The following is a 14,006-nucleotide window of genomic DNA, read 5'->3' on the forward strand; positions in this document are numbered from 1 at the left end:
TTTTCTCTTCGGCCGGGGGCGAACCGATACAGGGGGCGGTTATCATGGCTAGACACCCATGTCGTGTTAAATTGCTGTCACTTTTGTGCGACCGCAACCGTGGGTGGCTGTTGTGCAATGCAACGATCGGCTTTTCATCCGCGTCGCGACGTGTTACCAGCCAGCGCCAATCCTGAAAGGGAAGATGAGAGTCGGCGCTGTCCATTCCGGTCCAGCGCTTTTTCCGCATTCTAAAGGGCTGGCCATGGCAAAAATCATCGAAACGTCCACAGGCGCACTGGCGCTGACCTTTGACGACGTGCTTTTGCAGCCGGGTCACTCCGAGGTCATGCCCGGCGAAACCGATGTCCGCACCCGCATCGCGGGCGACATCGATCTCAACGTGCCGATCCTCTCCGCCGCGATGGACACCGTCACCGAGGCGCGTCTTGCCATCGCCATGGCCCAGGCCGGCGGCATCGGCGTCATCCACCGCAATTTCTCGCCGGCCGAACAGGCCGAGCAGGTGCGGCAGGTGAAGAAATTCGAATCCGGCATGGTGGTCAATCCGGTCACCATCGGTCCGGACGCCACGCTCGCCGATGCGCTGTCGCTGATGCGAACCTATTCGATCTCGGGCATTCCGGTGGTCGAGAATGGCGGCACTGGCGGCCACAAGACCGGCAGGCTGGTCGGCATCCTGACCAACCGCGACGTGCGCTTTGCCTCCGACCCGGCGCAGAAGGTCTATGAGTTGATGACCCGCGAGAATCTGATCACGGTCAAGGAGAATGTCGACCAGGACGAAGCAAAGCGGCTTCTGCACCAGCACCGCATCGAAAAACTCGTCGTCGTCGACAAGCAGGGCAATTGCGTCGGCCTGATCACCGTCAAGGACATCGAGAAGTCGCAGCTCAACCCGCACGCCACCAAGGATGCGCAGGGCCGCCTGCGCGCGGCGGCCGCCACCAGCGTCGGCGACGATGGCTTCGAGCGCGCCGAGCGCCTGATCGACGCCGGGGTCGATCTTCTGGTCATCGATACCGCGCACGGCCATTCGCAGCGCGTGCTCGACGCCGTCACCCGGGCGAAAAAACTCTCCAACTCGGTGCGCATCCTGGCCGGCAACGTTGCCACCGCCGAAGGCACGCAGGCGCTGATCGACGCCGGCGCCGACGCCGTCAAGGTCGGCATCGGCCCGGGCTCCATCTGCACCACCCGCATTGTCGCCGGTGTCGGCGTGCCGCAGCTTTCAGCCATCATGTCCGCCGTCGAGACGGCGCATAAGTCGGGCGTCTCGGTGATTGCCGACGGTGGCATCAAATATTCCGGCGATCTCGCCAAGGCGCTCGCCGCCGGCGCCAGTGCCGCCATGATCGGCTCGCTGCTGGCCGGAACCGATGAGAGCCCGGGCGAGGTCTATCTGCACCAGGGTCGCTCCTTCAAGGCCTATCGCGGCATGGGTTCGGTCGGCGCCATGGCGCGCGGCTCGGCCGATCGCTACTTCCAGGCCGAGGTGCGCGATACCCTCAAACTGGTCCCGGAAGGCATTGAGGGCCAGGTTCCATACAAAGGACCTGTGTCTGGCGTGCTGCACCAGCTTGCGGGCGGGCTAAAAGCCGCTATGGGTTATGTCGGTGGCCGCGACCTTGCCGATTTCCGCGAGCGCGCCACTTTTGTGCGCATATCCAACGCCGGACTTCGTGAAAGCCACGCCCATGACGTCACGATTACCCGCGAAAGCCCGAACTATCCCGGCGGAGCCTGAACAATACGGGCTCGGGCGGAGCCTGACCGCGACGGTCCTGCGGCTGCCACGCCACGCGGCCGCACTGTGTTTCCTGTCGGCGGCGGTTTTCATCGCCATGACGGTGATGGAATTCTTCTATTTCCGCCAGTTGAGCGGCGGCCTGCCGTCGCTCGACATGCGCTATTTCGGCTTCACGCCCGACGAAGGCATGGCCTGGCTGACGGCGCTCGGACGGCGCGGCGGCGAGATCATTCTGGTCTGGCACTATCTGACCTTCGATCTGTTGTTCCCGGCGCTGCTGTCGCTGACCTTGGTGAGCCTGGTCCTGGCCAGCGGCCGGCGCCTGCAGAACTTCCGCGAGCTTCCCGGGCAGGTGCAGTCGATCTTCGCCCTGGTTCTGGTGCTGCCCTACACGCTGGCCGACTATGCCCAGAACATCGCCGTGGCGCGGCTTCTGTCCGATTTCCTGTCGGCCAACCCGGATTCACTGTCTTTCGCTTCTGCTCTGATCGTCACCAAATTCGCGCTTCTCGCCATCCCGGTGGTCGTCATCGCCGCTTTCTGGCTGGTGGGCCAAAGACGCCAGGCCTGAAGCCGGACAGAGCAGGGGAAATATCCATGAACCAGACGACGATCTTCTGGCCCGTTCTGGCGCATGTGGCTCTGGTCTACATCGTCTACGGCGTATTGGGGCGCCGCAGAAATGGCGCAATCAGATCAGGTGAGGCCGAGGTCGGACAGTACAAGGCCCGCTCGACCGAGCCGGCGTCCAGCATCACCGTTGCCGCCAATCTCTGCAATCAGTTCGAACTGCCGGTGCTTTTCTATGTGCTGTGCCTGACGCTCCACGTCACCAACGGGGTCAACTATCTGACCTTGGCGCTGGCGTGGATTTTCGTCCTGACGCGTTATTTTCATGCCTGGGTTCACCTGACCAGCAACAATCTGCGGCTGCGCAGCCGCTCTTTCTTCGCCGGTGCGGTGGTGCTGGCGCTGGCCTGGATCTGGTTTGCGCTGCATTTGCTCGACATCGTCTGAGGCAGGGTCATGCGGGGGTTGCGGCCCTCGACATCAAGCGCGCCGCATGGATTTCGATCCTCCGCCGAAATCTATGCTCGACCGCCCACGCGACGAATGCTGCAAGGGCGACCACGGTGCAGAACGCTATGCCGATCCGAAGATACGGGGAGGCGATCCACGGAGCCAGCCATCGTATGATCGCGACACCGACATTCTGGTGCAGAAGATACAGAGGATAGCTGATCAAGCCGATGTAACTAACGCTTCGCCAGATCTTGATATCGCGCAGCTGGAGGCCGATGACCCCAAGAATTGAAAGCGCGATCACCCAGGCACTGAATGCTGAACCGCCCCACAGCTTGACAACAACCACCAGGCATCCGGCTGTCACGACCGTCTGCACAGTTCGGGTCGATCGCCTCGCCGCGATGCCCATCAAGAAGAAGAGGCTGTAGGGGAACAGAAAATACGGCATGGCGACGCCCTTGAAGGGGTAAATCAGAGCCTGATGGTCTCTCCACAACCCTGAAAACTGTGCAATTGCGCCCAGAACGGTAAAGCCGGTGAAAAGGACGAGGACGCGATTTGGCCAGAGATAGAAGATGAGGCCGAACACGAAGTAGAATTTTGCTTCCGCAAGCAGTGACCAGTAGGCGCCGTCGACAAGCGGCGTTGGAGCGAACAGGGTTACCCAGCTTGCGTTTTTCAGTCCGTCGAGCGCTGAAACCTCCCTACCCGGAAGACCCAGAGCCGCAACCACGACAAGCGTGATCGAGATACAGGCGATGAGCGCGGGCTCCAGCCGCGTAAATCTCTGCAGCCAGAACATCCACACGGTTCCAGACCGCTCTGCTGTCATCGCGATGCAGTAGCCGCTGATAATGAAAAAGAGAAAGACGCCAACTATCCCTTGCCATGGCAGCGTCATCTGGTGGTCGAACCCGATGTAGTCGGCGGGAAAGCGGGACGTATAGTGGAAGATCAGAACCAGCATCACGGCAATCGCACGCAATGCGTCGATCGCTTCGTATCGCCGGTTCTCGTCCTGATCCGAACGCATCGGCTAGAAAGCCTCTAGAGGTCGAACACCGCTATTTTACGCTTGTCGAACTTTATCCCGATCTCGCCGCGCACCAGCTTCAGCGCCGCTTCGCCGAACACGGCGCGCCGCCAGCCCTGCAGTGCCGGCACATCGGCGTCCTCGCCTTCGGCGGCGATGCGGTCGATGTCGTCGCTGGAGGCCAGCACCTTCGAGGCCACGCCCTGCTTTTCGGCGACGATCCTGAGCAGCACTTTCAACAATTCCGCGGCGGCGCTCGAGCCTTCCGGCGGCTGGAAATTCTTCGGCAGTTTCGGCATCTGCTCCTTGGGCAAGGCCAGCGCGGTATTGACCGCCCCAAGCAGGGCCGTCGCCGTCGAGGAGCGCTCCCAGCCCTTGGGCGTCGTGCGCAGCTTGGCGAGGGCAGCCGTGTCGCGCGGCGCCTGCTGCGCCACCTCGTAGATCGCGTCGTCCTTGAGCACGCGGCCGCGCGGCACGTCGCGCTCGCGCGCCTCACGTTCGCGCCATGCCGCCACGGCCTGCACGATCGCCAGTTCCTGCGGCTTGCGCAGCCGCATCTTCAGCCGCTTCCAGGCGTCTTCGGGATGCGGATCGTAGGTCTCGCGCGAGGTCAGGACGTCCATCTCTTCGTTCAGCCAGTGGGCACGGTTCTCCCGCGCCAGTTCGGCGCTCAAATGCTGATAGACCTCGATCAGATGGGTGACGTCGGCGAGCGCGTAATCGAGCTGCTTCTCGGACAGCGGCCGGTGGCGCCAGTCGGTGAAGCGCGACGACTTGTCGAGCCGCGCGCCGGTGATGCGCTGCACGAGCTGATCGTAGGAAACGCTGTCGCCGAAGCCGCAGACCATGGCCGCGACCTGCGTGTCGAACACCGGGTGCGGCACGAGATCGCCGAGATGGACGATGATTTCGATGTCCTGGCGCGCCGCATGGAAGACCTTGACCACGGCCTCGTTGGCCATCAGCCGGAAGAACGGGGCGAGGTTGATGTCGGGCGACAGCGGGTCGATCAGCGCGGTGACGCCGGGCGCCGCCATCTGGATCAGGCACAGGATCGGCCAGAAGGTCGTTTCGCGGATGAACTCGGTGTCGACGGTAACGAAATCCGACTTTTCGAAAGCGGCGAGAACGGTCTCGAGTTCTTTCTGTGTGGTGATGACGTGCATCAAATCGCTTTTGGCAGGAGTAAGGTCTTCCTAGATTTCAGCCGGGAAGGCTTTCGTCAAGCTTTGGCGCCGCCATCATGCGCTTCCCGGGCCATCGGTATCGCCATTGCGCCTGGCCAGCCGCGCGAAAACGGTCGACGTGCGCAACAGCGCGATGAAGCGGCTGCGCTTGCCCACGGGCACGCCGGAGCGTGCCTGCATCCGGTAGAGGATGACGGCGATGAAGATCGCATAGACGGTGGCGCTGAAAACGAACAGCGCGCTCGGCCCGAAATGCTGCATCACTGTCGAGGCGGCGAAAGGGCCGCCGATGGCGCCGAAGGAGTAGAACAGCATCAGCGCCGCATTGATCAGCACGAACTCGCCCGTGCCGGCGCGGTCGTTGGAATGCGCCGCCGACAGCGAATAAAGCGGCATGGCGAAACAGCCGAAGATGAAGATGATGATGAAGTTGAACAGCGGATTGCTGCCGGCGATGAACACCAGCGCCAGGGCTGAAAGCATCGCGCAGCAGGTCGTCAGCAACAGCACCCGGCGCCGGTCCCAGCGGTCGGAGAGGTAGCCGAGCGGATACTGGATGATGGCGCCGCCGAAAATGCCGACGCTGACGAAGGTTACGACATCGGCGACCGACATGCCGATCTGTTCGGCATAGACCGGCGACAGCGTGCGAAATGCGCTGTTGGTGACGCCGACGGCGATGCAGCCGAAGCAGCCGAGCGGCGAAATGCGCCAGACGCGCGCCAGGTCGAGCTTGACCTCCTCCGGCGGTGTCGGGTTGGAGCGGTCGCCGAGCGAGACCGGCACCAGCGACAGCGTTATCATGATCGACATGATGGCGAAGATGGTGAAGCCGCCGGCGCCGAAGACCGGGATCAGGAACTGGGCCGATGTCACCGAGCCGGTGTCGACCATCCGGTAGATCGCCAGCACCCGCGCGCGATCCTTGTTGGTGACGCCGGAATTCAGCCAGCTTTCGACGATCGTGAACAGTCCGGCGAAGCAGAAGCCGCCGGCAAAGCGCACGGCGCACCACATCACAGGATCGAGCACCAGAACCAGCAGCAGAGTGCCGACCGATGCAATGGCGGCCAGTGCCGAAAACGCCCTGATATGGCCGACCGCCTTCATGATTCGGGTAATGGCCAGGCAGCCGAGCAGGAAGCCGGCGAAATAGAAGGTGCCCATCAGGCCGATGGAGGAAGCGGAAAACCCCTCCTGCGCGCCGCGCAGTGCGATCAGCGTGCTTTGCAGCCCATTGCCGCCGAGCAGGATGCCTGCGGCGACAAGAAGCGGGATCAGCGGGCGGATGGAGGACATGAAAAGGCGATCACGTATCAGTGATCCCTTCTTGAACCATTACCCTCGTCAATGCCAGCGGCAAATCTAGGCCGGCATTGAGGGGGCAGGCCGTTGCATTCCATGGCGAATTCATCCCGGCTTGGGACGCAGTCGTTCAATCCATGCTGGAATTCAGCAGTTTCAGCGATGCAGCATGTGCGACGGCCTCACCAACATCTTCGGCGTCCATGCCCGGTTCCGCCGCGAACAGAGCCATTGGCTTGTCGCCCTGAAGCGTCAGTTCCAGCTCGCGGCCATTGTGTGGCCCAATGCCCGGCGGGAGAGTGCGTTTTGGCACTGGGCGTCTCCAGGTCGCTTCATACCAGATCGCTTGATAGAGGCGTTGTCTCAGGAAACACGTCCAGCGGTAATGCGTGGAGGCCGGCAAAGACTTGAGCCCTGACGGTCGAACCTGGATACGGCCCAACTTCTCCTTACCTTGACAAATCTGGCCTCCCATGCGCTTTTCGCGCAAATTTTGGGCCGGGCTTCGATGCTTTGGCCTGCCACCCAGCACCCCGGACTTTACCAATGACAATGCACCGTTACCGCAGCCATACCTGTGCCCAGTTGAGAAAGAGCGACGTCGGCTCTTCCGTTCGCCTGTCGGGCTGGGTGCATCGCGTGCGCGACCATGGCGGCCTGCTGTTCATCGACCTGCGCGACCACTATGGCCTGACCCAGATCGTCGCCGATCCCGATTCGCCGGCCTTCAAGGTCGCCGAGACCGTGCGCGGCGAGTGGGTCATCCGCGTCGACGGCGAGGTCAAGGCGCGCTTGCCCGAGACCACCAACGCCAACCTGCCGACCGGCGAGATCGAAATCTTCGCCCGCGAGATCGAGGTGCTGTCGGCGGCCAAGGAATTGCCGCTGCCGGTGTTCGGCGAGCCGGACTATCCCGAGGACATCAGGCTGAAGTACCGCTTCCTCGACCTGCGCCGCGACACGCTGCACAAGAACATCGTGGCGCGCACAAAAATCATCGCCGAGATGCGCAAGCGCATGAACGATATCGGCTTCACCGAATTCTCGACGCCGATCCTGACGGCTTCGTCGCCCGAGGGGGCGCGCGACTTCCTGGTGCCGTCGCGCATCCATCCCGGCACGTTCTACGCGCTGCCGCAGGCGCCGCAGCAGTACAAGCAGCTGATCATGGTGTCGGGCTTCGACCGCTATTTCCAGATCGCGCCGTGCTTCCGCGACGAGGACCCGCGCGCCGACCGTCTGCCGGGCGAATTCTACCAGCTCGACCTGGAAATGAGCTTTGTCGAACAGGACGACGTGCTGTCGACCATGGAACCGGTGATGCGGGGCGTCTTCGAGACCTTCGCCAACGGCAAGCCGGTGACGCAGAAGTTCCAGCGCATTCCCTACGATGTCGCCATGCGCAAATACGGCTCCGACAAGCCAGACCTGCGCAACCCGATCGAAATGCAGGCCGTCTCCGATCATTTCCGCGATTCCGGCTTCAAGGTGTTCGCCAACATCCTGGCCAACGACCCGAAGGCCGAGGTGTGGGGCATTCCTGCCAAGACCGGCGGCAGCCGCGCCTTCTGCGACCGCATGAACTCCTGGGCGCAAGGCGAGGGCCAGCCGGGGCTGGGCTACATCTTCTGGCGCAAGGAGGGCGACAAGCTCGAAGGCGCCGGTCCGCTTGCCAAGAACATCGGCGAGGAGCGCACCGAGGCGATCCGCCAGCAGCTCGGCCTTGCCGATGGCGACGCCGCCTTCTTCGTTGCCGGTGATCCCAAGAAGTTCGTTTCTTTCGCTGGTGCGGCCCGCACGCGCGCCGGTGAGGAACTGAATCTCGTCGACCGCGAGCGCTTCGAATTGTGCTGGATCGTCGACTTCCCGTTTTTCGAATGGAACGAGGAGGAGAAGAAGATCGACTTCGCCCACAACCCGTTCTCGATGCCGCAGGGCGGTATCGATGCGCTGAACGGCGAGGACCTGCTCGGCATCAAGGCCTTCCAGTACGACATGGTCTGCAACGGTTTCGAGATTGCATCAGGCGGCATCCGTAACCATCTGCCCGAAACCATGGTCAAGGCGTTCGAGACGGTCGGACTGGACCGTGCCACCGTCGAGGAGCGCTTCGGCGGCCTCTATCGCGCCTTCCAGTATGGCGCGCCGCCGCATGGCGGCATGGCGGCCGGCGTCGACCGCGTCGTCATGCTGCTGGTCGGTGCCAAGAACCTGCGCGAGATCACCATGTTCCCGATGAACCAGCAGGCCTACGACCTGTTGATGAGCGCGCCGTCGGAAGCAAGCCCGCAGCAGCTTCGCGAACTGGCACTGCGTGTCGCCCCGACCAGGAAGGACGCCTGATGGCGAGGTTCGGGCGGTACTTTAAAAACCCGCCAGAACCGATTCTTTCGACTCGATAATCCAAAAAAAATAGCCCGGCATCGCTGCCGGGCTATTTTTGTATTCTGAGGCCGTTCGATCAGTCTTCGTTCGCCTTGACGCTGATGCCGAGCGTCTTCGGCAGGTCGAGCGGGTTGGACATGGCGCCGGCCATGATCAGCGCGAACGGCACCGAGGCCGGCGGCTCGGCCGAGATTTCGAGGCTCTTCGGGTCGTCGAGATATTTGCTGACCGCCGCGGTCACCTGCGCCGTCAGTTCCGGATTGTTGAGCTGCGCCATGCCGAAGGGCACGATCGCCTTGGCCTGGTTGGCGATGTCCTTGGCCGACATGCCTTGCTGCTTGCCGACATATTCCAGCACCTTGCCGGTCAGCGAATCGTCGTCGAAACGGATCGAGGCGCCGTTGAACGACAGCTGCTGCAACAGGCCGAGCATGGCCATGCCTTGCGCCGAATTGTCCGCGCCTTCAGGCTGCGCGGCCATCTTCTTCTGCATTTCCTGCAGCGACTTGATGAAGTCGATCGTGTAGCCGCCGAGGTCGAAGGTCATGCCGAGCGTGCCGGCATTCTCGACGGAGATGTCGTATTTCGACAGTTCCATCTTGCCGTCCGAGGGCTGCCAGGTGCCAGCCATTGCGAGATTGCCCGAAATGTTCTGGTAGCCCAGCGCATCGATGACTTCCTTGGACTTGGGGTCGTCGACCAAAGAGAGATCGGCCGTGAATTTTTCCGTATTGCCGGTGAATTCCATCGCCTTGCCGTCCGCGGGCGGCGTGATCTGGATGGCAAGCCCATCCATCGAGAAGGCGGTCTTGTCGGCGACCTTGACCGTCATGTTGGCGAGTTCGGCGGATTTGTACATCATCAGCGAGCCCAGCGGGCCGGTGGCGCCATCGGCCGGAACCACCATGTCATGGATGACGAAGGGGCTGAGGTTGAGGGTGACGCCGTCCTTGGCGTGCTCGAAGGCCGAGGTCGAGACGGTGCCGATATCGAATCCACCATTGGCCGCGGTCACGTTCTCGAGTTTGACGTCGCCGATGGTGAGGGCTTCCTTTTCCGCGGCCGGCTTGATCGCAACGCCCTGCAGCACCATGCTGGTGTTGTCGCCGGTCACCCCGGTCCAGGAGATGTTGACGCCCTGGGCAGCCAGCGCGGCCTTCAGCCGGTCGGCAACTGCGGCATCCTGGGCAAGGGCCGCGTTCAGCGGCAGTGTGAACAAGAAGGTCGAAAGAGCGAATTTCCGGAGAGTTGAGCGTTTGATTGTCATCGCAAGGTCCCTGAGAGTGTCCTGAAATTGTTTTTCAATTCTTCGCGCCATCACCATTCCGTGACGAACTGGACGGGAAAAAGGCGTGTCCCGGTACCATGGTCGAAAATCACGGTGAAAGGCAAATTCGATCCCACCGTCTTGGCGCAAACCGGTGAATTTGTCATGAAGAGCCGGTTGCCCGATATCATCACGCTTGGCCATAAAGGCCTGATGTAACAGGCTGATGTTGGTCGACATCCCCAGGCATACGGTTTCATGTTGCAGAACGGCGGGTATATCTGTCGGCCTCTTGCCGCGAATCGCCCGCTCGGCTAGTTCCAGCCCATGGGAAAAAGGCTTTTGCCGCCTCAAGATGGCGGTGGCGATCACATTGAACCGGTCGATCTGAAGAAGGCGCTGGAAGAGCGCTATCTGGCCTATGCGCTGTCGACCATCATGCACCGGGCGCTGCCCGACGTCCGCGACGGGCTGAAGCCGGTCCATCGCCGCATCATGCACGCCATGCGGCTGCTCAGGCTCAACCCCGACCAGGGTTTTGCCAAATGCGCCCGCATCGTCGGCGAGGTCATGGGTAAGTTCCACCCTCATGGCGACCAGTCGATCTACGACGCGCTGGTGCGGTTGGCGCAGGATTTTTCGATGCGCTATCCCTTGGTCGACGGGCAGGGTAATTTCGGCAACATCGACGGCGATAACGCTGCCGCCATGCGCTACACCGAAGCGCGCATGACCGATGTGGCGACCGAACTGTTGTCCGGCATCACCGAGGATGCCGTCGACTATCGGCCGACCTACAATGAAGAGGACGAGGAGCCGGTGGTGCTCCCCGGCGCCTTCCCGAACCTCTTGGCAAACGGCTCGTCCGGCATCGCGGTCGGCATGGCGACATCGATCCCGCCGCACAATGCGGCCGAGCTTTGCGACGCCGCATTGCACCTGATCGAGCATCGCGATGCGCCGGTGTCGAAGCTGATGGATTTCGTCCAGGGTCCGGATTTCCCGACCGGCGGCATCATCATCGACAGCCGCGCCTCCATTCTCGAGGCCTACGAGACCGGCCGCGGCGGTTTTCGTGTGCGCTCGAAATGGAGCCAGGAGGACCAGGGCAGGGGCACCTGGAGCATTGTCGTCACCGAAATCCCCTATGGCGTGCAGAAGGCGCGGCTGATCGAGAAGATCGCCGAACTGCTGATGGCCCGCAAACTGCCTCTGCTCGAGGACATCAGGGACGAAAGCGCCGAGGATATCCGCGTCGTGCTGGTACCGAAGAGCCGTTCCGTCGATCCGGGCATCCTGATGGAATCGCTGTTCAAACTCACCGAGCTTGAAAGCCGTTTCCCCCTCAACATGAATGTGCTGTCGCGCGGCAAGGTGCCCAACGTGCTGTCGCTGAAGGGCGTGCTGCAGGAATGGCTCGACCACCGCCGCGACGTTCTGATCCGCCGCTCGAAACATCGCCTGGGCGAGATCGAAAGACGGCTGGAGATCCTTGCCGGCTACCTGATCGCCTATCTCAACATCGACGAGGTGATCAAGATCATCCGCGAGGAGGATGAGCCCAAGCAGGTGATGATGGCCCGCTGGTCGCTCACCGACAACCAGGCCGAGGCCATCCTCAACATGCGCCTGCGCGCCTTGCGCAAGCTGGAAGAATTCGAGATCCGCAAGGAATTCGATGGCCTGAGCGCCGAGAAGAAGCAGATCGAGGCGCTGCTGGCGTCCGATGCCAAGCAATGGTCGACGATCAAGTGGGAAGTCACCAACATCCGTGACAAGTTCGGCCCGGAGACCGAACTCGGCAAGCGCCGCACCCAGTTCGCCGATGCACCCGAGCACGACCTGACCGACATCGCGCACGCCATGATCGAGCGCGAGCCGGTCACCGTGGTGGTTTCGGAAAAAGGCTGGCTGCGGGCGATGAAGGGGCATCTGGCCGACCTTTCGACGCTGACCTTCAAGGAAGGCGACAGCCTCAAGCTCGCCTTCCACGCGCAGACCACCGACAAGGTGCTGGTCTTCACCACCGGCGGCAAGTTCTACACAATCGGCGCCGACCGGCTGCCCGGCGGGCGCGGCCATGGCGAGCCGATCCGCATCATCGTCGACATGGACAATGACCAGGACATCGTCACCGCCTTCGTCCACGATCCGAAGCGCAAGCTGCTGCTGGCCTCATATGACGCCAATGGCTTCATCGTGCCGGAGGAGGAAGTGGTCGCCAACACCCGCAAGGGCAAGCAAGTGATGAACGTCAAGGCGCCGGACGAGGCCAAGCGTTGCGTGCCGGTCACCGGCGATCACCTCGCCATCGTCGGCGAGAACCGGAAAATGCTGGTGTTCGCGCTTTCGGAAATTCCCGAGATGGGCCGCGGCAAGGGCGTGCGGCTGCAGAAATACAAGGATGGCGGCCTGCTCGATCTCAAGCCGTTCAGCTTGGAGACGGGCCTGTCCTGGCAGGATTCGGCCGACCGCACCTTCACGAGGTCGCGCGAGGAACTGGCCGAATGGATCGGCGCCCGGGCATCGGCCGGCCGCATGGTGCCGAAGGGTTTCCCGAGGACGGGCAAGTTCGGGTAGCTGCTCTCCCCCTCGAGGGGAGACGTCGCCAAAGGCGACAGAGGGGTCGGTTCGACCGGACCGGCCTCCGGCTTCGACCGGACGCGACCTAATACTTTGAGCAGAGAACGCTGGCGCTTTACGCGCGGCAACCCCTCTGGCCTGCCGGCCACCTCCCTCAAGGGGGCCGATTCCAGGGCATTTGGAGTATCGTCACGATTGCTGCACTATATCAGTGCATAACGGGGAAAGGTGTTTGGGAGAGACGGGCGTTTGAAAGAATCCAGGATCCAGAAACCGGAACGGCAGCAGCGCCTGTTCGGCCTGTCGACGCCGCTGCGGTCGGCCGTCATTCCGCCGCTGTCGGCGGCGCGCTGGCTGCTGGTGCTGATCGTCGCCGCCGGCGTCTATTTCTTCCACGGTTTCCTGTTCCCGGTGCTGGCGGCACTTGTCATCGCTTTCGCCAGCTGGCCGCTTTACCAGCGGCTGCTGGCTGGTGTCGGCGGCAACCGCACTATCGCCGCCACTCTGGCCATCCTGTTCATCCTCGCCTTCCTGGTGATACCGATCGCGCTCGCCGGCACCTACGCCATCAACGAGGTGCGCGAGTGGGTCGGCTGGGCGATCGAGACCAATCGGCATGGGGCCGTGACGCCGCACTGGATCGCGACCATGCCTGTCGTAGGCGACTGGCTGAACGAGCAATGGACGACCAATTTTGGTCATCCCGGCGGCATTGGTGAACTGATCCAGCTGATCAGCGGCGCAAACATAGGCAGCATCTATCGCGGCGCGCTCGCCGCCGGCGGCAGTGCGTTTGGGCTGCTCCTGACGCTGCTGTTCATGATGATCGCCCTGTTCTTCGCCTATCGCGACGGCGAGCATTTTGCCGGCCAGGTCGATCGCCTGGGCGAACGCATCCTGCCGACGCGATGGGAGCGGATTTCGCGAGTCGTCCCGGCGACCATTTCCTCGACGGTGACCGGCATGACCGTGATCGCCATCGGCGAGGGGCTGGTGCTGGGCATCGCCTACTGGCTGGCTGGCGTGCCGTCGCCGGTGACGCTTGGCGCCCTGACCGGCGTCATGGCGCTCATCCCCGGCGGGGCGCCTTTGTCCTTCACCCTTGTCTCGATTTATCTGGCCGCCAGCGGCTCGCCCATGGCCGGTCTGGCGCTGTTCCTGTGGGGCGCGGTCGAACTGTTCATCGTCGACAAGACACTGCGCCCGAAGCTCGTCGGCGGGCCGATAAAGCTGCCCTTCCTGCCGACCTTTTTCGGCCTGATCGGCGGCGTCAAGACGATGGGGTTCCTCGGCCTGTTCATCGGCCCGGTGCTGATGGCGCTGCTGGTCGCCATCTGGCGCGAGTGGCTGCGCGAGGTGGAACTGGTCGACGAGTTGACCGCCGACTCGGCGGCCGAAATCGAAGGCGGGCCGCCGCAGATCGAAATCCTGCCGGAACCCGGCGTGGCGAAGAAAGCCAGCGCCTGATCC

The 14,006-nt window shown here is 62.6% G+C and carries 11 protein-coding genes; 6 read left to right on the forward strand and 5 right to left on the reverse strand.

The features are described from left to right. The first annotated feature begins 244 nt into the window (after nt 1–244). From guaB to CK227_RS10600, 3 genes are read left to right on the forward strand one after another with little or no spacing between them, the layout of a single operon-like run. Nucleotides 245–1,747 (forward strand): IMP dehydrogenase, encoded by a 1,503-nt coding sequence (guaB, locus tag CK227_RS10590; protein ID WP_010915551.1) that lies wholly within the window; start codon nt 245–247, stop codon nt 1,745–1,747. Then, the gene (locus tag CK227_RS10595; protein WP_095770470.1) at nt 1,698–2,321 is read left to right on the forward strand and encodes a hypothetical protein; all 624 of its coding nucleotides are present in this window, start codon (nt 1,698–1,700) and stop codon (nt 2,319–2,321) included. The genes guaB and CK227_RS10595 overlap by 50 nt, the downstream gene beginning before the upstream one ends. Before the next feature lie 26 nt (nt 2,322–2,347). After that, nucleotides 2,348–2,767: an MAPEG family protein gene (locus CK227_RS10600; protein ID WP_095770469.1), complete on the forward strand. Its 420-nt coding sequence runs from the start codon at nt 2,348–2,350 to the stop codon at nt 2,765–2,767. Between the two features lie 7 nt (nt 2,768–2,774). Here the strand turns inward: CK227_RS10600 and CK227_RS10605 are convergent, their stop codons facing one another. From CK227_RS10605 to CK227_RS37195, 4 genes are all read right to left on the reverse strand, one after another. Then, nucleotides 2,775–3,809: an acyltransferase gene (locus CK227_RS10605; protein WP_095770468.1), complete on the reverse strand. Its 1,035-nt coding sequence runs from the start codon at nt 3,807–3,809 to the stop codon at nt 2,775–2,777. 14 nt (nt 3,810–3,823) lie between these two features. Then, entirely contained in the window at nt 3,824–4,975 is a 1,152-nt protein-coding gene (gene rnd / locus CK227_RS10610; RefSeq protein WP_095770467.1) for a ribonuclease D, read from the reverse strand. 75 nt (nt 4,976–5,050) lie between these two features. Beyond that, nucleotides 5,051–6,295 (reverse strand): MFS transporter, encoded by a 1,245-nt coding sequence (locus CK227_RS10615; RefSeq protein WP_095770466.1) that lies wholly within the window; start codon nt 6,293–6,295, stop codon nt 5,051–5,053. Between the two features lie 136 nt (nt 6,296–6,431). Then, on the reverse strand, nt 6,432–6,743 hold the full coding sequence (locus CK227_RS37195) for a hypothetical protein (protein WP_245433475.1): 312 nt from the start codon (nt 6,741–6,743) through the stop codon (nt 6,432–6,434). A 110-nt stretch (nt 6,744–6,853) separates the two neighbouring features. Here CK227_RS37195 and aspS point away from each other — a divergent pair, with 110 nt between their 5' ends. Beyond that, nucleotides 6,854–8,644, forward strand: a complete 1,791-nt coding sequence (gene aspS / locus CK227_RS10625) for an aspartate--tRNA ligase (RefSeq protein WP_179296337.1) — start codon at nt 6,854–6,856, stop codon at nt 8,642–8,644. Nucleotides 8,645–8,762: 118 nt separating this feature from the next. Here the strand turns inward: aspS and CK227_RS10630 are convergent, their stop codons facing one another. Next, the gene (locus CK227_RS10630) at nt 8,763–9,953 is read right to left on the reverse strand and encodes a hypothetical protein (RefSeq protein WP_095770464.1); all 1,191 of its coding nucleotides are present in this window, start codon (nt 9,951–9,953) and stop codon (nt 8,763–8,765) included. Between the two features lie 327 nt (nt 9,954–10,280). Between CK227_RS10630 and parC the strand changes: the two genes are divergently transcribed. Both parC and CK227_RS10640 read left to right on the forward strand, forming a co-directional pair. Next, nucleotides 10,281–12,533 carry a DNA topoisomerase IV subunit A gene (parC, locus tag CK227_RS10635; RefSeq protein ID WP_095770462.1) on the forward strand — a complete coding sequence of 751 codons (2,253 nt, stop codon included), beginning with the start codon at nt 10,281–10,283 and terminating at the stop codon, nt 12,531–12,533. 252 nt (nt 12,534–12,785) lie between these two features. After that, nucleotides 12,786–14,003 (forward strand): AI-2E family transporter, encoded by a 1,218-nt coding sequence (locus CK227_RS10640; RefSeq protein WP_095770461.1) that lies wholly within the window; start codon nt 12,786–12,788, stop codon nt 14,001–14,003. The last annotated feature ends 3 nt before the right edge of the window (nt 14,004–14,006 follow it).

This window comes from Mesorhizobium sp. WSM4308, assembly GCF_002294905.1.
GTDB lineage: Bacteria > Pseudomonadota > Alphaproteobacteria > Rhizobiales > Rhizobiaceae > Mesorhizobium.

Coding starts and splice junctions, on each gene's coding strand:
- guaB (WP_010915551.1), top strand. CDS start 245: ATGGCAAAAATCATCGAAACGTCCACAGGCGCACTGGCGCTGACCTTT.
- CK227_RS10595 (WP_095770470.1), top strand. CDS start 1,698: ATGACGTCACGATTACCCGCGAAAGCCCGAACTATCCCGGCGGAGCCT.
- CK227_RS10600 (WP_095770469.1), top strand. CDS start 2,348: ATGAACCAGACGACGATCTTCTGGCCCGTTCTGGCGCATGTGGCTCTG.
- CK227_RS10605 (WP_095770468.1), bottom strand. CDS start 3,809: ATGCGTTCGGATCAGGACGAGAACCGGCGATACGAAGCGATCGACGCA.
- rnd (WP_095770467.1), bottom strand. CDS start 4,975: ATGCACGTCATCACCACACAGAAAGAACTCGAGACCGTTCTCGCCGCT.
- CK227_RS10615 (WP_095770466.1), bottom strand. CDS start 6,295: ATGTCCTCCATCCGCCCGCTGATCCCGCTTCTTGTCGCCGCAGGCATC.
- aspS (WP_179296337.1), top strand. CDS start 6,854: ATGCACCGTTACCGCAGCCATACCTGTGCCCAGTTGAGAAAGAGCGAC.
- CK227_RS10630 (WP_095770464.1), bottom strand. CDS start 9,953: ATGACAATCAAACGCTCAACTCTCCGGAAATTCGCTCTTTCGACCTTC.
- parC (WP_095770462.1), top strand. CDS start 10,281: ATGGGAAAAAGGCTTTTGCCGCCTCAAGATGGCGGTGGCGATCACATT.